We start from the raw sequence: 19,339 nt of genomic DNA on the forward strand, positions 1-19,339 counted from the left end.
CGCATTGGCACCACTACTTGCCCGCATCCTGCTAGGCAGTTTATTGTTTCTCACGAGAGTTTTAATGTTGCTCCTACTCGTTGACAGCTATATTACGCCACCATGAACAATTAAGTTCAACATGTGAAATTAATGTAAAACAACTGTTATTATTATAGTCCTTTTCCTACGGGTTCCAAGTAAACTTGCGTATAAGAAGCCCAAAATAAGTGTAAAGATGATTGTAAAGATGATTGTAAAGAATAGAGCTGCTAACGCAGCCCTAGCGTGATATCGTTAATGTAGAAATTGCCAGTAAACGTTTTGTCATTTTCACCATGGGGATCGAGTGCAAAAAATTGCTTTTCCTGATCGGCAAGCGCTTGATAGCCACCAATCACTTGATACATCCATACCTCTTGATCAAAGCCTAATGCTTTTTCTTCATAGTAGGTTAACGCTGTTTTCGGTTGGCCTGAATCAATGACTTCGCAGAAGAAGTCTTCTATGGCCAACTGCAATTCATCCTTTTCAAGAGATACCGTAGATTGTGCGGTTACATCGATATCTTGTTGTGCTTCAGCATCATCTTGTTTAGTAGCACGTTGATGAATATGCGTAAGCGAGGACACAATCTCTTGATAATCGTTCTCGTGCTCAACGTTATTCACGTCTGGCGCAGCTGCACTAATCACGCTGTTCGATTGATTAAACAACACTGGCACTTGGGTCAAGTTAGTGTAGTTACCCGGCGCAAAGTCAGGGTGTTGCTCCATGTGTAGCAAGTAGCCTTTAAGTAAGCGAGTACGACCTTGGAATTCCCGAAACCGGCCAAGCAAATCTATCAACCGCGCTTGTACTACCGAGAGTTCTTGCGCGGCTTTTGAAAAGCGCTGTTGCAAAGAAACCACCAGCAAATGGCGAAGCTCTCGGTTTGAGCCAGCTATTTCACTTAATTCGTCAAAGCGGAAACATTCCAGCTGTGACAACAGATCAGTAACTTGCCCTTGCGCCAGTTCGTTTTCGCGAATTTTCGCATCTACCGAAGACACATAACCAAACTCATTGGTAATACGCCCGAATAATACACGTACGCTATTCGATAATGACTCAGACAGTTGATACACATGCTCGGTTAAATCGCTCATGTGAGCAGCAGACTCATTGTACTTATTGTAATGCAGCGCTTCTTTATAATGCTCAGCCAAGGTTTTTAAGCTCGCTAGCGACGCACCGATATTCGCATTAATCGTGCGGTTTCTTTCATCTTGTAAGCTACCTTCTAGTAACGTACGCACCGCACTTTTAAGCCGCAACTCACTTTGCGACTCGGGACGCCAAAGCACTCCCAGCTGCACCAATTGCTCTAAAACCTTAGGGCTGTGTTTTTGCTCATCAACGGTGCCGTTTATATACACCTGCATAATAAGGTCACTGTGCTTACCCAATGCATTCAGTAAGCGAGTGCCTGTTTGAATAAGCGCTTGGCTCATAACAAGCTACCTTGGGTTATAGCTGCATCAGCTTGCTCAGATAAACTTAGCGCTTCGGTTTCATCAATAAAACGCAGCATTTCATAGAGGTGCTCTACTTTACCGGTAGCAAGGTAAATCTGCTTTTCTGGGTTTGGCCTAGTTAAGTACCCCATTTCAGTTAAGCGTTTAAATACCTGCTTTAACTGACCATCTAAATTTACGCTGGTAGAACCAAACATGCGGTAACGAGAAATTTTCTCTAGTTGCTCGGCATAGGCAGGGGTATCTTCAATAGTAGTTTGCAGTTCGTTCAAGCGAATAGCATTGCCCATGGTAACCGGCATATCAGATTCATTGGCCTGTTGTACTAACAACAACCATTCCACCAGCGGGACTAAGTTCGACGCGGTATCTTGAAACTGTTGAGTTAGCATTTTGCGCTCTGTCTCACCAATGGTGAGGTAACTGGCAAAAAACACATCGCCTTCAGCTGTGCTTGAAAGCGTGCGATTTAGCATGGCTAAATGTGGCTCTAGTTGCTGGGCTTTTTCACGGTTTTTCAAGAAACGCCATGCTTCTTCGTCAGTAACCTGACAAATAAACGTCCCTTGCAATAGTGCGCTTAACACGCGGCCTTGTTCAGTCATCATGATAATGTCTCCTGGCTAGCGGCGTTCCCTTTATCTTTTGCTTTTTTAGCTTGTAGGCGAGCAGCAATGCCACTGGTTCTAGGCTGAACCACCTGCAACTGGCGGGTTACTTTGTCAATTAAGTAGCGGTTTTCAAACAAAGTAAGTACTTCCGATTCTGGGTTAGGAAACGCCCCGACTACGCTAATGTTATTATTCTGACAGGCATCAAATATTTTCTTCACATTGCTTTGATGCAGCGTACCTAGTTCATCAATTGGCCAGTGTACGGTTGCTTCTGCGTCGCCTCGTAGTAAACGGGTAAAGGCCAGTAAGAACTTACACAAAATAAGGTAAGCCATACCATGACTAGACGATTCATTAAGCTGACGATCGGTTCGGATAACCAAGTCGCTTTTGCCTTCACGTAAATGAAGTTCGATATCAAGCAACTTGCTGATGCCGCCAGTTAGTGCTGCGCGGCCTAAAATATCTAGCACACGGCGCATACTTAGCCCGTATTCTTCTTCAGGTAAGGTATTGGCGCCCTCTTCCATCCAATGCTCGTAAAGCTTTCTAAACTGCTCTAGCTCTGGCCAGAATTCTAGCTCACTTATGCGAGAGCGAATTTTAACAGCTGAATCAGACACACCATCTAGGAACAGCTCACCGTCGACTTCTTGGGTAATTCGGCGGCTTTGCGACACAATGCGCTTATCTATATCGGCAAGTACAAAGTAGTACTGAGACAAGTCAGCCCCGAATATTCTGCCCTGCTCACGTAAGCCTTGCAGTTTCTGAGGCACTATCACATTAAGAAGCTGAGATAAGTGAGATACCATGCGGCGATGGTCGAAGCTCTTTACACCGTGGGCGTTAATAGTGGCGCATTCTTCACGTGCGCGCTCCCATGTATCAGAAAGCCCAGTTCCAGCTTGCGCTGCAATCAACTGATCGAACCTTTCTACATAAGCTCGAATATCACTATAAAGTGTATCTCGTTCTTGTAAGTGCCCTTGAACTTCAGAAATACGCTGGTTCACACTGACATCGTCATGCTTAATTTCAGTAAACTCTTTCGCTGCTTGCAGGGTAAGCTTACTGAGTGATTTACTTAATGTTCGAACTTGTTCTAGTTGATCCGTTGCTGTCTTCAGCCTAGTTTCAAGTGAAGCTTGCTGTTCTTGTAGTTGTTCGCGCGTCGCTTTGTACTCGCTTTGCTTTTGAGCTAAACCGCGTTCAGATTCCCCTAAAGATTTCCGTGCTTTAGCTAGTTCGTCCTGCCATACCACTTTTTGTTTAGTGAAAATGGTGGCATACCAACGTTCATAGTCAGCCACTTTATGGCGGTGGGCTTCGGTGCGGTTTATGTCCTCTTTCAGCTTATTAATTTGCTTTTTAAGCTGGCCTATTTCGTCTATATCTACACCGCGATTATTTAGCTCATTTTCAAGCCACTTTTGCATGTCTTCACGGTCGCGAGCAGCATTCGCTTTTGCCTGCTGCATGTCTTTATCAATTTGTGCAATACGGCCTGTACTGTCGGCGATAAGTTGTTGCCAATGGAAGCTATGTTCTGTTTCCGACTCTCGCTGCTGATCTTTTATTTCATCGCGGCTAAGCTCATATTGGGCTTTGGCTTGTTTTTGAGCTTGAAGGTTAGCTTCAAGCTTGGTTTTCGCCTTTTGCTTACGCGCTGAAAGCGCCTGCTGGTATTCGCTTAATAAGCTATCTCGGTCTTGTTGCGCACGCTTACGGCTAGCCTCGGCACTTTTCACTGCATTGTCTTTTTGCGTCATCGACAATTCAGCATTACGCACATCTTCATTGGCTTTAGCTAAACGCGTTTCGCATTCATTTTGCGCAGCAAGCGATGCCGCTTGACGAGTTTCGGCTAATTGAAGTTGTTGCTTTAAGGCTTGTTCGGTTTGTGCGTATTCAGGTATTTCAAGTTCTGATAGGGCTAGACTAACGCCCATCAGCGACGTATTTGCTTCGTCAGTGTCCGACTTTTGGTCCAATTTGGCTTCACCAGCGGCTTTAACCACGCTGGGGTTCAAGTCGTTTCTGTCTAACAATTCAGGGCGAAGCACCTTACCTAACGATAATTCCCAATCATCGACATTGGCTCGCAAGAATTCTAGCAGTGAGCCCTCTCCGGGGTACAACAAACCATTGATTTTTGAAACTGCACTCTCTTCTTTTTGAAACGCAACGCGCGCTTTATCAAGGGCGTTTGAGGCATCTTGCCTAAACTGCACCGCTTTACTGTGGGCTTGCTGAGTTTGTCGGTAAGCCGCTCGAGCTGCATCTTCGTTAACCGACGCTTCTTTTGTGGCGCCATCAAGCAAATCTAATTGCGACTGTTCAAATTCGTTGTAACCCGCGTTAGATAGCGAGGACTTAAGTTCAGCTTCAGCGACTTTAAGCTCACCAGACGCGGTTTGATAATTTGCTTGTAAGGTGCTGAGCTGGCCTGCGTAGTCGTCTCGAATGCGAGCAATGGCTTCATGTTCTTGTTGTGTTTGCTCTGCTTTGGTTTCCGCTGCCTCTTGCCTTGCCGCTGACAGCGACTCTAACGAGAGTGACAACTTATCGCCTAGTTCAGCCAATCGTTTGTTGTAGGCTGATTCAATATCTTGGTGCTTTTCGGTAAGCAATAGATAGCGGCTGTCGGCCAGCTCGCGCGCGTTTTGCCACTGCGCTAGATTGGCCACGTCTTCTTTTAGTTTATCGATATTCTGGTCTTGCCATTTATCGAATTCACGCTCAACGGTATCGAGTTCACTGGTGTATTTTTCAACATCAGCACGGGCAGACGAAATAACTTGGTTAAGGTGATCACGGGTATCGTGCCACTGACTATCCGTTTGTTTACGCTGAAATGTGTTCTCATCTAATTCGTTTTTAGTGGTATCAACGCGAGTAGATAGATGCACTTTATCCAACTCAAAGCTGTGCTTTAAGTTAGCTAATAGTTGCTCAGTGCTGCTTAACGCCATATCGGCTTGTTCAAGTTTACTGAACTCAGGACGAATATTGTCGAACTGTTTGATTAACTGGCATTCTTTAATCCAGTCATCAACACGGTGACGGCTTAAACCTGAAGTAGGCGGTGTTACCCCGTCTTCTTCCAAAATAGCGGCAATCATGGCTTTGATGGTTTCCATCTTGCCTTCTTTTGAATGCACCGCTTTTGCAAGTTTTTCGATATGACGCATGTGCTTGCTTGGCTCGCACAGGCTAAATATTTTAGCGTAACCTAACAGCTCACGCCCGTTACCGCTTTGGTTTAATACACCATGGTCGTTTTGCACAATCGCGCGGAAGTCTTTGGTATTAAGTAAGCTGGTTACCATCACGTTATTGCGTTTCATGGCGCGGGCAAGTTCGGCGCTACTTACGCTAACGTGCTTACCACTTTTTTGTTTAATTAAGTAATCGTCGATATCGAACGGCTTGCCCACTAAACGATAGTTAACACCCGTACCGTTGGAGCTTAAAACCGCTTGGCATAAATCACCATCGGCGCGCGCATACTCATAAATAATAAAACTGGATAAACGAGGTAAGTACCAACGCTCAAAACTATCGCGAGTGGCAGGTACAACACGACTAGGATATTCACCGTAAAAAACCGGAATGAGCCGCTGCAAGGTAGTTTTACCCGATGCGTTCGTACCACAGATGTTGGTATGCCCATCAAGCTTTAATTCAACCACACCCGGCAAATGGGTATCGATGAGAACAATACGTTTTAAGCCTGCCATTCAGTATCCTATTATTTGAGTATCAGCACATTGCCCTTTTGGGGCTTCAAGCACGTCTATCTATATTAAACGTTTTATTTTTTGCAATTAACAAGCCGCACTCAGGCACTGCTTGTAAACCGATTAATGAGCCGTTCAGTGTATTATGAAATGAATGATTTGCACAGACAGTATGAGGGGACAAACACAGCAGAATGAGTGACTGCTGCTTTTTTGCGCTAAGGTGATAGGTGTTGTAGTGAAAAGAGAAAAGTTAAGCAACTACCTTAGCAAGGTTAACGTGAAAACCATGCTTTGAAAGCCATTCAAAACCTTCGCTTGAATGTTCGACATGGCATATATTGTCCTTTTGTTTCTCTGCATCTAACATGCGATTAAGCTGGTACGTTTTAAGCGCGTGATCTTTATAGACCCTCGCGGTGTGCGTCATATTATTAATTTTTGCCCAAACAAGCATTTCGTTAATGACAGGTTCTACGTCTGGGGTAGACAACGCCCACTCGTCGAAATACACAAGGTGTGCCCAAGGGCTGGTGTTAAGCTGACGGCCTAAGCTTTTAAATTCCTTACTAAATCTCTCAGCAATAGAAAGATCCCAAGCGCCTTTGACATGTACAATGACAACATTATTGTCTGCTCTAATGACGTAGTTCGCTCTTATCATTATTGCCTCGCATCAAAAATTAACAGCGTTGGACACTATTATAGCTCAGGATTGTCAAAACCATAATATTCTCGCAAGATTGTACCTCCTCGTTTCTACATCTAAGAATAGAAACTCACACACAAAACTGCCCACAATTAACGACTTTCGCTTACTTACCACAATTAATTTTGCACGCTCTCAGATTAGGTAGACCCGTGTAACTGCTTACGTCCTGTTACTTAAACCAAACAACTCGCCTATAGAATGAGACGCGAGAAAATAAAAAAAAGCCCCATCTTGATGGGGCTTTTTAAATTCATTTCTATTTAACGGTTAGCGTGGAGGGAACATTCCGCCACCGCCGCCGAAACCACCTGGGCCTCCGCCACCAAATCCACCTGGACCGCCCGGTCCACCTGGAGGCATCATACCTTTCATCTGACGCATCATTTTCTTCATGCCGCCGCCAGACATTTTTTTCATCATCTTCTGCATTTGAGTAAACTGTTTAAGTAAACGGTTCACATCTTGAATCTGGGTACCAGAACCTGCGGCAATACGTCGCTTACGAGACCCCTTGATGATATCAGGGCGAGAACGTTCAGCGGGTGTCATCGAGTTAATAATGGCTTCCATCTGATTAAACTGCTTGTCGTTGGCCTGTTCTTTGATTTTTTCAGACATACCGCCCATACCCGGCAGTTTGTCCATCATTCCCATCATGCCGCCCATGTTCTTCATTTGCTCAAGCTGATCTTTAAAATCTTGCAGATCGAAGCCTTTGCCTTTTTGAACTTTCTTAGCCAGTTGTTCTGCTTTATTGCGGTCAACCTTACGTTCCACTTCTTCAATTAAGCTGAGTACATCACCCATGCCTAAAATCCGTGAAGCGATACGCTCTGGGTGGAATGGCTCTAGCGCATCTACTTTCTCGCCCATACCGATAAACTTAATAGGTTTACCCGTAATATGACGAACTGAAAGCGCTGCACCGCCTCGTGCATCACCATCGGCTTTCGTTAAGATTACACCGGTTAATGGTAGTGCATCGTTGAACGCCTTTGCTGTATTGGCAGCGTCTTGACCTGTCATGGCATCAACCACGAACAAGGTTTCAATTGGCTTCACGGCAGCATGTAAATCTTTAATCTCGTCCATCATGTCATTGTCGACATGTAAACGACCTGCAGTATCAACTAGCAGTACATCAAAGAAGTTTTTCTTCGCTTCGTCAATGGCGCCTTCAACAATGTGAATTGGCGTTTGCAAAATAGTTGATGGATGAAAAGCAACGTTAACTTCGCTAGCAAGGGTTTCCAACTGTTTGATCGCCGCTGGGCGATAAACATCGGCACTCACTACCATAACCTTTTTCTTTTCACGCTCGGTTAGGTATTTAGCAAGCTTACCTACAGAGGTGGTTTTCCCCGCCCCTTGAAGGCCAGCCATCAAAATAACCGCAGGAGGCTGAGTGGCAAGGTTTAGCTTTTCATTTGCTTCCCCCATCACCGCTTCTAGCTCAGACTGAACAATCTTGATAAAGATCTGTCCTGGCTTCAGGCTCTTGGTAACTTCAGTCCCTACCGCACGCTCTTTGACTTGTGCAACGAAGGATTTGATAACCGGTAATGCAACATCCGCTTCAAGTAACGCCATGCGCACTTCGCGAAGCGTTTCTTTAATGTTGTCTTCTGTAAGACGCCCCTTACCACTGACATTTCGTAATGTCTGGCCTAAGCGTTCTGATAAATTTTCAAACATAGTATGAAACTTCTATTTATTTCAGACGTAATGCGCCTATTGTAACGTAAAAGGGCGACTTAACGTACCGTCTAGTGAAGGAAATTTCTTTCCTCTGTCTACTGCTCACGCATACAAGCTTGCTATGAGCCACCATTAAACTAATTCAGGTCGTTATTGTCTCATCTCAAAGACTAGCTTGCGAGAAAATTAAACGAACGCTATTGCCCCAATACATGGTACTTGCATAAAGAAAAACAAGGAGATGGTTGAATTTAAGCCCAACTTCCAGTATCAATACCGCCAGTATTGGTGATAAACACCATTTTTTACAGGAAACATCATGAACACCGCTTTCGCCATTGCCGCCGCTGCGCTTTACGCTATGGCCGCCATTGTTTTACTTGGCAAGTTTGTACATCAAGAAGGCCCAAACAAACGCTTAGGCCTAGGCATTGCTAGCTTAGGTGTTGTTGCGCACATTGCGTTTTTGCTTAACGTTATTATGGTGGCGCCTGGGCAAGACATGAGTATTACCAATGTACTTTCACTAGTGGCGTGGATAATCACCACCGCCATGCTGATATTTGCTCGCGCTATTCCAAACCTTATTTTGCTTCCGGTGGTATTTGGGTTTGCTAGCTTATCAGTGCTGGCCTCGCTATTTATTCCCGTGTCTTACATCATGCATATAGAGCTGCAACCAGGGCTAGTTGTGCATATCAGCTTGTCTTTGTTTGCTTATTGCACATTGGTTATTGCCTTTCTTTATGCCTTGCAGATGTCATACATCACCTATCGATTGAAACAAAAAGGCGCAGCGCTACTACATTCATCTTTGCCACCTCTGATGTTGGTAGAAGGCATATTGTTTAAGCTTTTGCTGGTGGGTACATGCTTGTTATCTGTGTCGCTTCTTAGCGGGTTTGTGTTCTTAGATGACATGTTTAATAAAACGTATGCGCATAAAACGGTACTATCGAGTGCCGCTTTAGTCGTGTACTTAATATTATTGGTTGGTCAAAAGCTGAGAGGATGGCGAGGAAGACAAGTGATATTTATGACAGTACTCGGCGTTATTTTACTGTCACTTGCGTACTTCGGTAGTAAATTGGTTCGCGAAATATTGCTATAAATCACCTATTATCTAAATGAATTAATCAAATTTACGTGCACACCTTGCGTATGCTGCGTATATTGCACATGTAGACCCAATTTCAAATTATATTATTTGAACATCAATAAATGATAGGAACCCAATAGTTGGACGACATATCTACGAGTACGCTGTTTATCGCGCTCGGCGTACTCATATTACTTTCTGCGTATTTCTCTAGTTCTGAAACAGGCATGATGTCGATAAACCGTTATCGCCTGAAGCACCTGCAAAACGAAGGCAATAAATCTGCCCAACGGGTTCAAAAACTGCTCGACCGCCCTGATAGACTTATAGGTCTTATCTTAATAGGGAACAACCTTGTTAATATCGCCGCGTCATCGTTAGCGACAATTATTTGTATTCGCTTGTTTGGCGATTATTGGGGCTTATTTGCAGCCACCTTTGGTCTAACCTTAATTCTACTTATTTTTGCGGAAGTCACCCCGAAAACATTAGCCGCCCTTTACCCAGAAAAAGTGGCCTTCCCAAGCTCGGTAATACTATTGCCCTTGCTAACGATACTTTATCCATTTGTGGCTTTTATCAATGGCATCACTAATGGCATTTTAGCTCTGCTTAAAATTAGTCCAGCAGATGGCAATGATGACTCTTTAAGTCGTGAAGAATTACGTACTGTGGTATACGAAGCGGGGAGCCTTATCCCGAAAAAACACCAAGATATGCTGGTAAGTATTCTTGATTTAGAAAGTGTCACAGCTGAAGATATTATGGTGCCAAGAGCTGAAATTGTCGCCATAGATATTAACGACGAATGGAAGCGGATTCAGAAACACCTTACTCACGCCCAACATACCCGCGTATTACTTTACCGCGATAGTATCGATGATGCAGTAGGGTTTGTTCATGTGCGAGATGCACTGCGTTTATTATCAAAAGATCAGTTTACCAAGTCGAGCCTACTGCGTGCAGTAAGAGAAATTTACTACACGCCAGAATCAACGCCATTGCATACGCTAATGTACAAGTTCCAAGCTGAGAAAGAGCGCATTGCACTGGTTGTCGATGAGTATGGCGACATTATGGGCTTGGTCACATTAGAAGACATTCTTGAAGAAATCATCGGGGACTTCACGACCAGCATGGTGCCCGATCACAGCAAAGAAGCGCACGTTCAGCAAGATGGTTCTGTGCTGGTGGACGGAAGTGCTAATATTCGCGATCTAAACAAAGAAATGGATTGGAACTTGCCTACTGAAGGGCCAAAAACGTTGAATGGGTTATTGCTAGAGTATTTAGAAGAAATTCCTGAGAACAAAGTGAGTGTTCGCTTGGCAGGTTACCCGTTAGAGATTGTGGATATTACAGAAAACATGATCAAAACGGTTCGTATTATGCCGGAGTACTTCAACGCCCCCCAATCTGGCGCTTCAGACTAGATTTTATCTACTGCTTTTTGAGCACGTTTGGCAAGCACTTGCGCTTTTGCAGCCGCAACCTTGTCAGACAATGTAGATAGTTTTGTAATAATGTCCTGCATCTCCTCGTCTTCGCGCAAATCTGCTTCCGCCATATGCGACTGCAATGAACGCTTGAGGAGTTCAGGAATAGATTTGCTGGTCATTCCCCACCCTGCTTTCGAATAAACGTTGACACTCTCAATATTAATTATCGGTCAAAAACAAAACTTCTGAAGCAAAATCCGCGAATAAATCTTTAGTCTAATATAATCATAAGCTTTCAAACCAGACACACCGTGTACCCCAGCCTATTTTAGCCATTAAACCTTCAGCCTTGGTAATGCGTTACCAAGGTACCTTTTTGTGTTCTAGGCGAGTATCGGATGACAGCAATGGAAGCGGTAGCGAATAAACTGGTTGTGTAAGACTGACACAATGCGTCAACCAAATAGCTGACTAATGGCATATGACTGACCACCAATATTCGCTTGAGGGGCTGTTTTGAATTAACAGCGCTGTGTATCCGCGCCGACAAATAATCGCTAACCAATTCTGCCGAACCGTCGGGAATAATATCTTCATTGACTTCGATTTTATCAGCGACGATATCAAGGGAGACCATATCAAGGGTTTGGCGAGTTCTACGATAAGGACTGATTAGCGCCAAATCCACGGCGTTATCAGGACAATAATTCGCACACAACCACTGCGTGGCGGCCGACGATTGCTGTCTACCAACTTGGGTGAGCTGCCGACTTTTGTCATCCAAACGCGGCGCTTCTGCCTCTCCATGGCGCATGATAAATAAAAAAATGTCGTCGTTGCTACTTTGACCTGACATAACATTACGCATACTATGTTTTATGTGCAGTTACGATAACAGAGTGCTTTAATTACGCATAGCACAAAACCTAAATAGTGGTTATTTAACTGTATTATTTCATTTCAGGGATTGTGAGCAGTTCGTGGTTTTCCTGACAATTTTGTCTTGAGTTTTTACAATGAGATCATGTGACTAACGTTCAAAAATTTGATAATGCATATCATTTTACCTTGCCCAACGGTCTTAGGGTTATGTTATGCCATGAACCACAATCCAGCACTTCCTATGTTTCTATGGCGGTTCGTGCGGGTCATTTTTACGATCCAAACGATTGTCAGGGGCTAGCCCACTTGCTAGAACACATGCTCTTTATGGGAAGTCGACATTTCCCAAACCCTAATAGTATCAACGGGTTCATCGAGCAATATGGTGGTAATATAAACGCGTGGACAGGCACTGAATATGCGAATTACCATTATCAGTGTGACGGCTCTGCCATTGCGCAAACTCTTCCAGCCTTTGCCGATATGCTGCGCCAACCCATCTTAAATGAAACTGCGCTGACAAACGAAATAAAGTCTATTGATGCAGAGTTTCAGTTTAAAATTAAAGACGACTTACGCCGGCTTTATCAGATTCACAAAGAAACGTGTAATCCGGCTCATCCCTTCTCAAAATTTTCTGTTGGCAATGCCGATATATTTTCAAAACACGAGGTTGGCAGTCTTCGAGAGGCATTAAGAGCCCTACATAAACAGTATTATTGCGGTCGTAACATGTGTTTATGTATATCAAGCCCAGTTCCCATTGCTCAGTTAGAAGCGTTAATAACACAAAGCTTTTCAAGTTTTGAGGCCGGAGCGTTAGCCAATGATTCATGGCCTGCGCTGTATTCCTCTTCTCAGCTTGGTATTCAAATTAATATTAAACCGCTGCAAACTGCGCGGCGAATGATTGTAACCTTTGCATTGCCTGGTATTCACAACGATATCGATACCAAACCGCTAAATTATATTAGCCATTTACTTGGCGATGAGGGCGAAGGCAGTTTACTTGCGTATTTGAAGAGCCAAAACTGGGCGGTAAATCTGATCGCTGGCTCGGGTATTGAAGGCGATAAATTTAAAGACTTCAATATAAGCTTCCAGCTAACAGAACTAGGATTAGCAAAACAACAAGATGTTGTGATGGCATTATTCAGTTACCTAGAATTGGTTAAACAATCTATTAATGACTCGTGGCGATTCGAAGAGAAAGCGCAACTTACTGCGCTAGCACTAGAGTACGAAGAAAACGTCAAGCCGCTAACGATGGTGAGCGAATTTGCCCAGCATCAATTTTTGTTCACGCCAGAGCAGCTTAGAAAACTTCGAACAAGTATCGGCAGCTACGACGGCACTGTCATGAAAGAGGCCTTGTCGTTCTTTACGCCGTGTAACATTCGATTAAAAGTAATCTCTCCGGATGTAGAAACCGATAGAAGTTGCGCGTATTACAACGCAAGATACCGTGTTCAACCTATTGCTGACGATCAATTGAATGCCTTTGCGTCACCAATTACGATAGATGCATTATCGCTTCCCCCTCCGAACCCCTATTTAGGGGAAAGCTACGCGCTAGTATTACCAGAAACGGGAGTTGATAACCCGACCAGATTGGTTGAGAAAGACGGTGTGCGTTTTTGGTTTGCACAAGACCAACAGTTTTTTAGCCCAAAAGGCGACATTTATGTCTCGTTTGATATGGTGCATTTCTCTGATTCGTTAACCGCGGTTGCTGCTAAACGAATCTGGTTAAGTGCATTAAATGACTATCTTCAGGCCAAGTATTACCGCGCCGAAATTGCAGGGTTACATTATCGAATTTATGGTCATCAAGCTGGCTTTACGCTGCATACCCGAGGCTTTACCAATCAGCAAATGTTGTTAGCAGAGCAGTTATTAGAAGCAGTCTTATCATTCAAACCTTCTGAGTTTAATTTTCAGCATTACAAACAAATGCAGCTTCAGAATTTACAGAACTCACTGCTGAACAAACCGACTAACCGCTTGTTCTCTAGGTTAAGCGTGTTGATACAGCGTAATACACAAGCCCCTGTGGAATTACTGGAAGCGGTAGCAAACACTTCCTATGAAGACATGATTAACGTGCGTGACAATGCATTTGATGACTATTTCATAGAAAGCTTTGTGCATGGCAATTGGGCCAGTGAACAAGCAAAGGACTTCGCGAAAAATATTGATAGTAAATGTGTTAATACCAGCGGCTCACCTTTGTCGCGCGCGGTGTCGAAACTTCCTGTTGGTGAAGCTTTTTATCATCAAGTCACCTGTGAACACGACGATGCTGCTGTAGTGCTGTATTTGCAGGCACCGACTGCAGACCTGCACGACACTGCACTTTGTATGGTGTTGGAACAAATGCTAGCGGCACCATTTTTCAATGCACTTAGAACAGAACAACAATTGGGCTACATTGTGGGAACCGGTTATGTTCCCCATAATCAACACCCGGGGATGGCATTTTATGTACAAAGCCCTAATAATAGTGCCAAAACGTTACTTGATGCGATGACGGTATTTTTGTTTCAGCAGTTAGAAGAAATCGAGTTCTATCGTTTTTATTGGTCTACCATCAAACAGAACTTATTGAAGCAACTAGAAGAACGCGATCTTAATTTATCGATGAAGTCGCAAAGACTATGGATAAGCTTAGGGACGCAGGATTTAAGCTTTAATAGAAATACCCAACTTGCTGAATGTATTAGCGCATTGAGTTTTGAGGATATACAAAGCTACGCGCACCAACTTGCCAAGCGAGAACGGTGCGGAGAGTTAATTCTTTTTGCACAAGGCAAGTACGAAAAACTAGAAACACCAAAGCAAAGAACCATCAATGGAATTTCCGAGTTTAAATCCCAAATTCCCTATTACTAGCAAAAGGTGGTTAACAATTGAACCATCACCCTCCGATAACTAAAAATCGCTTGTAGAGCCCGCGTTATTTCGGCATATTTATTACTCTGGCTGTTAGGGATGCGGCCAGCCTAACTATAAATTATAATGATAAGGCGTAATGCCAAAGGTGTGTAGGTGCGCTCAACCCTAGCTTACTCAGTTATAGTCATATGGCTTCAACTGCTCGGAGTAATTTTCTCCGATGCGGCAGCCATAGAAGTTGCTGATTTACAATTTACTGAGTTAGACAACCGAGATGGGTTGTCAAGTACAGTTGTTCTCGACATTGCCGAAGACGACAAGGGGTACATATGGCTTGCGACACCAAACGGGCTCAACCGTTACTCTGGTTATGAAATTAATCAGTATCACCCGTCAGACAACGACCCCCACGCCCTCCCAAGTGGATTTATTCAAAAATTGTTTGTTGACTCTGACGGCATCCTTTGGATTGCGACTCATTCAGGATTAGCCCGCTACCGACCAGAAAGCGATGATTTTGAAACATTTTCAAAACAAAACTCTGTCATCAAACTCGATGTAATCACGACCATCAGTGAAGGTATTGACGGCAGCATTCTGTTTTCAGACCATAAATTTGCTTACTCCCTCTCTAAGAATGAAAATAACCAAATAAAAATACTCGCTCAAGTCTACAAGACAGATAGCACCATTAAACTAATTTTCGATGAACCGTCTAGAATCTGGTTTGGCTCTAATGAACTAGGTGCAAAAATTTTAGATAAAAATACCAAAGAAGTTTTTGACTTAGGCAGGGTTAATCCCTGGGGAATAAGTATAGAAACGGGTGCCTTGCATGATGTTACGGTAATTGAAGGCAATTATTGGTTAGCAACGAATGAAGGCGTATACGTTATTAGTGCGAACGGTGGTCAGCTCAAACACATTAGTAGAGAGCTATTGAACCTTGATAGCAACGTGAATGTCACTTCCATTATAGAGTTCAATGGGAATGTTTGGTTCAGTTCAGACAATGGGCTTTTTATTGTTAACAGTAATATTGAATCTCCAAAAAATATATCTTCAGCAGACATTGCCCATTTAAGTTCAGACAAAAAAAATATAACCAAGCTCAGCCAAAAGATTATTTTCGGTATCACCAAAGATAGATCTGGCGCACTATGGCTTGGCACTATGCAAAATGCCTTTAAGTTCCACTCGGAGTTTTCAGAAATACGCTTTCATTCTAGCGCGCTTAAAGCCACAGATAGAGATGAAAACTCAACGATATGGGGTCTAGCCCAAGACTCATCTAATGATATTTATTTTGCATCTCAACAAGACGGGATTGGAAGGCTCGATCGAGTCACAGGTGATTTCGACTATCTATCTTTAGATGAGGAAATCTCGCCTGGCACCAGTTATTGGGACGTTGAAATTGATAAAGAAGGTTACTTTTGGGTCGCCAGTTCAGGTGGTTTAAGTGTCTATAAACGAGTAGATAATAAGCTTGAGCTATTAGAGCGTTATTTCCCAGGGCAGTTTGTTGACTATATTTATAAAGGGAACAACAGAGTTTGGGTTTGGTTGGAAGATAATGGCCTGTATTCAATAGACACCTCGATGAACTCGGCATCACCTTTACCGGTCCATCACGAAGTAGATGACACCTCTACTATCCTACTCCCTATATTTACCGATAATAACAATCGTCTATGGCTTCGGCAAGAAAGTGGCATTCTTCTTTACTCCCTAAGTAGTAACAGAGTAATAGACCGGATTGGAAAAGAAAAAGGTCTTTCATCACCTGTTTATGGTGTGTATGAAACGCCTGATGCGTACTGGTTAACTACCCGCTCAGATGGCGTGCTCAAAGTTAGCAAAAAAACACTGCAAGTTGTACAGCGGCAAACTCGTGATGATGGAAATGGATTTATTTTCTCATCTATTGGTACCCACGACAGCATTTGGTATGCCGACAGTGCGGGCGTGCATCAAATCGAACTCTCGACACTTACTGAAATGTCGAGTGTTTCAAACGATCAACTCGAATTTAATTCGTTAGGGGAAAGTGCAGTTTTAGCGACCTCTAATGGAGATATCTATTTTGGCGGTAACAAAGGCTTCAACATAATATCTAAGGCACATCAAACATCGACGATTGAAAGTGAGAATCGAACAAGAATGCCTGAATTATTTGAATTTAGAGTATTTGGTGAGTCAAACCAAGCGAATACGGGGTTGCTTGGTACAGATAGAGTAGTTGAAGAAGATAGTTTACTTGCAAACATCACCTATAAAAGTGAAAAAACGCTAGAGTACTTTGAATCTAGGTTCAGCATTTCATTTGGTTTAATAAACGCGGTATACCCTAAAGAGGTTTCATACCGATATCGTCTTAAAGGTATGGATAATTTATGGGTTTACAATGAAAATGTTAGGACGGCTCAATTTAACAATATTTCTTTTGGAAATTATATTTTTGAAGTCCAAGCTATCGAACCTGGGAAGCATTGGTCTCAAAGTCGCGAGTTAAAAATTTATATTGCACGCCCCCCTTGGTTACATTCCGTCGCATTAGTTTTTTATGCACTTATTCTAACCATTGTTCTGGCCTTTATTATTCGACAGTACCAATTGCGTAAATCGAATCAACTTTCCATACGTGAATCAGAGGAACGCCTTAAACTTACCTTATGGAGCTCTGGCGACGAACTATGGGATTGGGACGTGTATCGCGGGCAAGTATATCGAGCAAACACATGGGGGACTTTAGACTTCCCACAAGACGATATAAGAACCACTGGCGCCTATGATGCGAATATCCACCCCAATGATATAGGTCGCGTTAGGGATACATTACGCAACCATTTAGAAGGTAAGAGTGACTTCTACGAGCTTGCCTATCGCGCTAAAACCTTTAAAAACCAATGGATATGGCTACTAGATCGTGGAAAAGTGGTTGAGCGCGATCATAATCAGCAGCCGGTTCGTATGACCGGAACGTTGAAAAATATCAACCACCTAAAGGAAGCAGAAGAACAGCTAAACCTCTTTAAGCGTTCAATCGAAAATATCTCTGAGGGTGTATTCATTACCACCACACAGTTTAAATTTATTTCAGTGAATAACGCTTACTGTAGCTATACAGGTGAAACTAGAGAACAAGCACTTGCCAGCTACCTACATTTCCATTTGTATCCCGATGCGTTTACAGAAGAGATTAAAAAGACCCTGAAAACCAAAGGTAACTGGTCGGGTGAAGTAGAATCAGTTCGCGTTAATGGCGAACGCTATGAAATGGAATTAAACATAGATGCGGTACACGACGACGATGGCAAAATAAGTCATTTCGTTGGTGTATTCAGCGATATCACCTCTCGTAAGAGTACCGAAAAAGAATTACTTAAACTGGCCAATGTCGACCCTTTAACTGAACTGCCTAATCGCTCGTTTTACCAAGCTAGTCATCAAAATTTAGTCCGTAAGGGCTCGCCACACACCTTGTTGTGTTTGGACATGGACAACTTCAAGAAAATAAATGACTCGCTAGGCCACCAAACTGGTGACATATTAATTAAACAAATTGCCAAACGCTTACAACGTATTACAGGTAAAAATGCCACTTGTTATCGCCTTGGTGGCGATGAGTTCAGTGTCTTAATGGAAGATAGCGCAGATATTCATACGGTCACCCATTACGCACAAAACTTACTTGATACACTCGCTCGCCCTTTCATCATCAATAAGCAAGAGTTTGTATTGGGCGCAAGCTTAGGCATAGCCTTTTTCCCTGACGACGGTAATACGCCACAAGAAATGCTAAAAAATGCCGACACCGCCATGTACTTTGCGAAAAATAATGGTGGCAACAGCTATCAATTCTTCAGCGGTGAAATGAATCAAAATGCGGTTCGTCAGTTGCAAATTGAAAACTTAATTCGCCACGGAATTAAAGACGACCTATTTACGGTTTACTACCAACCAAAAGTTGATATCGCCTCTGGTAAACTGGTCAGTATGGAAGCGTTAGTGCGTTTTGAACACCCGCAAAAAGGCATAGTAAGCCCAGGGCAATTTATTCCCCTTGCTGAGCAAACAGGCCAGATTATTGAAATTGGTGAGCAGGTATTACGTAAAGCCTGTATCGATACCAAACGCTGGGTATCTCAAGGCTTGTTTACCGGCCGGGTAGCCGTGAATATCTCTGTTAAACAATTCGAACTTCCAGATTTAGACGACAGAATTAATCGAATTTTAAGCGAAGTAGGCCTATCCCCACTGCACCTAGAGTGTGAAATTACCGAAGGGACGTTAATGGAAGACCCTGAAAATGGCCTTCGTATGATGAGTAGATTAAGAGAACGAGGCATACACCTTGCCCTTGATGACTTTGGTACTGGGTACTCTTCCTTAGCCTATTTGAAGCGATTCCCGCTCAATACCCTTAAAATAGATAAAGCGTTTATTGACGATATCGCGAAAAGTAGCGTTGACCGTCATATGGCAGCAGCAATAATTAACATTGCCCATAACCTAGGCCTAAAGGTAGTGGCTGAAGGGGTTGAAGAAGAAGAGCAGCTTAATATCTTGCGTCGCTATGATTGCGAGATGCTACAGGGCTTTTTATACAGCCGCCCGCTTAATGCCGAGCGATTTGAAAAACTACTTACTGAAAACCAAAAGCTTCATAACCTGCTTGGCCATTCAAACATCTGACTTTTTTTTGGCGCTTACTACTTTTGACTAACCCAAGTGTCAAAAAACGCACCAAATACAACT

Annotated in this window: 11 protein-coding genes; 4 read left to right on the top strand and 7 right to left on the bottom strand. The window is 43.2% G+C overall.

Features of this window, described 5'->3' with window-relative positions:
- Positions 1-251: 251 nt before the first annotated feature.
- From JKP82_RS00230 to ffh, 5 genes are all read right to left on the bottom strand, one after another.
- On the bottom strand, positions 252-1,472 hold the full coding sequence (locus JKP82_RS00230; protein ID WP_159529697.1) for a phosphoenolpyruvate carboxylase: 1,221 nt from the start codon (positions 1,470-1,472) through the stop codon (positions 252-254).
- A complete protein-coding gene (locus JKP82_RS00235; RefSeq protein WP_159529695.1) occupies positions 1,469-2,104 on the bottom strand; it encodes a condensin complex protein MksE in 636 nt (211 codons plus the stop codon). The genes JKP82_RS00230 and JKP82_RS00235 overlap by 4 nt, the downstream gene beginning before the upstream one ends.
- Positions 2,101-5,853: an ATP-binding protein gene (locus JKP82_RS00240; protein WP_218395399.1), complete on the bottom strand. Its 3,753-nt coding sequence runs from the start codon at positions 5,851-5,853 to the stop codon at positions 2,101-2,103. The genes JKP82_RS00235 and JKP82_RS00240 overlap by 4 nt, the downstream gene beginning before the upstream one ends.
- Before the next feature lie 253 nt (positions 5,854-6,106).
- A complete protein-coding gene (locus JKP82_RS00245) occupies positions 6,107-6,517 on the bottom strand; it encodes a hypothetical protein (RefSeq protein WP_159529691.1) in 411 nt (136 codons plus the stop codon).
- Between the two features lie 315 nt (positions 6,518-6,832).
- Entirely contained in the window at positions 6,833-8,260 is a 1,428-nt protein-coding gene (gene ffh, locus JKP82_RS00250; protein WP_159529689.1) for a signal recognition particle protein, read from the bottom strand.
- Positions 8,261-8,582: 322 nt separating this feature from the next.
- Here ffh and JKP82_RS00255 point away from each other — a divergent pair, with 322 nt between their 5' ends.
- Together JKP82_RS00255 and JKP82_RS00260 are read left to right on the top strand one after the other, a co-directional pair.
- Positions 8,583-9,374, top strand: coding sequence for a cytochrome C assembly family protein (locus JKP82_RS00255; RefSeq protein ID WP_159529687.1), 792 nt, complete (start codon positions 8,583-8,585; stop codon positions 9,372-9,374).
- A 128-nt stretch (positions 9,375-9,502) separates the two neighbouring features.
- Positions 9,503-10,795, top strand: coding sequence for an HlyC/CorC family transporter (locus JKP82_RS00260; protein WP_057793021.1), 1,293 nt, complete (start codon positions 9,503-9,505; stop codon positions 10,793-10,795).
- On the opposite strand, the gene JKP82_RS00265 is transcribed toward JKP82_RS00260, so the two are convergent.
- Positions 10,792-10,980 (bottom strand): hypothetical protein, encoded by a 189-nt coding sequence (locus tag JKP82_RS00265; protein ID WP_013784916.1) that lies wholly within the window; start codon positions 10,978-10,980, stop codon positions 10,792-10,794. The genes JKP82_RS00260 and JKP82_RS00265 overlap by 4 nt on opposite strands.
- A gap of 164 nt (positions 10,981-11,144) precedes the next feature.
- Positions 11,145-11,657 (bottom strand): phosphohistidine phosphatase SixA, encoded by a 513-nt coding sequence (gene sixA, locus JKP82_RS00270; RefSeq protein WP_232370589.1) that lies wholly within the window; start codon positions 11,655-11,657, stop codon positions 11,145-11,147.
- 170 nt (positions 11,658-11,827) lie between these two features.
- Here sixA and JKP82_RS00275 point away from each other — a divergent pair, with 170 nt between their 5' ends.
- Together JKP82_RS00275 and JKP82_RS00280 are read left to right on the top strand one after the other, a co-directional pair.
- Complete coding sequence (locus JKP82_RS00275; protein WP_218395401.1) at positions 11,828-14,575, top strand: insulinase family protein; 2,748 nt, start codon at positions 11,828-11,830, stop codon at positions 14,573-14,575.
- 156 nt (positions 14,576-14,731) lie between these two features.
- Positions 14,732-19,276: an EAL domain-containing protein gene (locus tag JKP82_RS00280; RefSeq protein ID WP_218395403.1), complete on the top strand. Its 4,545-nt coding sequence runs from the start codon at positions 14,732-14,734 to the stop codon at positions 19,274-19,276.
- Positions 19,277-19,339 lie beyond the last annotated feature (63 nt).

This window comes from Alteromonas lipotrueae (genome assembly GCF_019249215.1).
GTDB classification, from domain to species: domain Bacteria; phylum Pseudomonadota; class Gammaproteobacteria; order Enterobacterales; family Alteromonadaceae; genus Alteromonas; species Alteromonas lipotrueae.

What these genes read in the sequence shown, in the direction of transcription:
- sixA (WP_232370589.1), bottom strand. Translation starts at nt 11,657, where the DNA reads ATGTCAGGTCAAAGTAGCAACGACGACATTTTTTTATTTATCATGCGC.
- JKP82_RS00245 (WP_159529691.1), bottom strand. Translation starts at nt 6,517, where the DNA reads ATGATAAGAGCGAACTACGTCATTAGAGCAGACAATAATGTTGTCATT.
- JKP82_RS00240 (WP_218395399.1), bottom strand. Translation starts at nt 5,853, where the DNA reads ATGGCAGGCTTAAAACGTATTGTTCTCATCGATACCCATTTGCCGGGT.
- JKP82_RS00265 (WP_013784916.1), bottom strand. Translation starts at nt 10,980, where the DNA reads ATGACCAGCAAATCTATTCCTGAACTCCTCAAGCGTTCATTGCAGTCG.
- JKP82_RS00230 (WP_159529697.1), bottom strand. Translation starts at nt 1,472, where the DNA reads ATGAGCCAAGCGCTTATTCAAACAGGCACTCGCTTACTGAATGCATTG.
- ffh (WP_159529689.1), bottom strand. Translation starts at nt 8,260, where the DNA reads ATGTTTGAAAATTTATCAGAACGCTTAGGCCAGACATTACGAAATGTC.
- JKP82_RS00235 (WP_159529695.1), bottom strand. Translation starts at nt 2,104, where the DNA reads ATGATGACTGAACAAGGCCGCGTGTTAAGCGCACTATTGCAAGGGACG.
- JKP82_RS00255 (WP_159529687.1), top strand. Translation starts at nt 8,583, where the DNA reads ATGAACACCGCTTTCGCCATTGCCGCCGCTGCGCTTTACGCTATGGCC.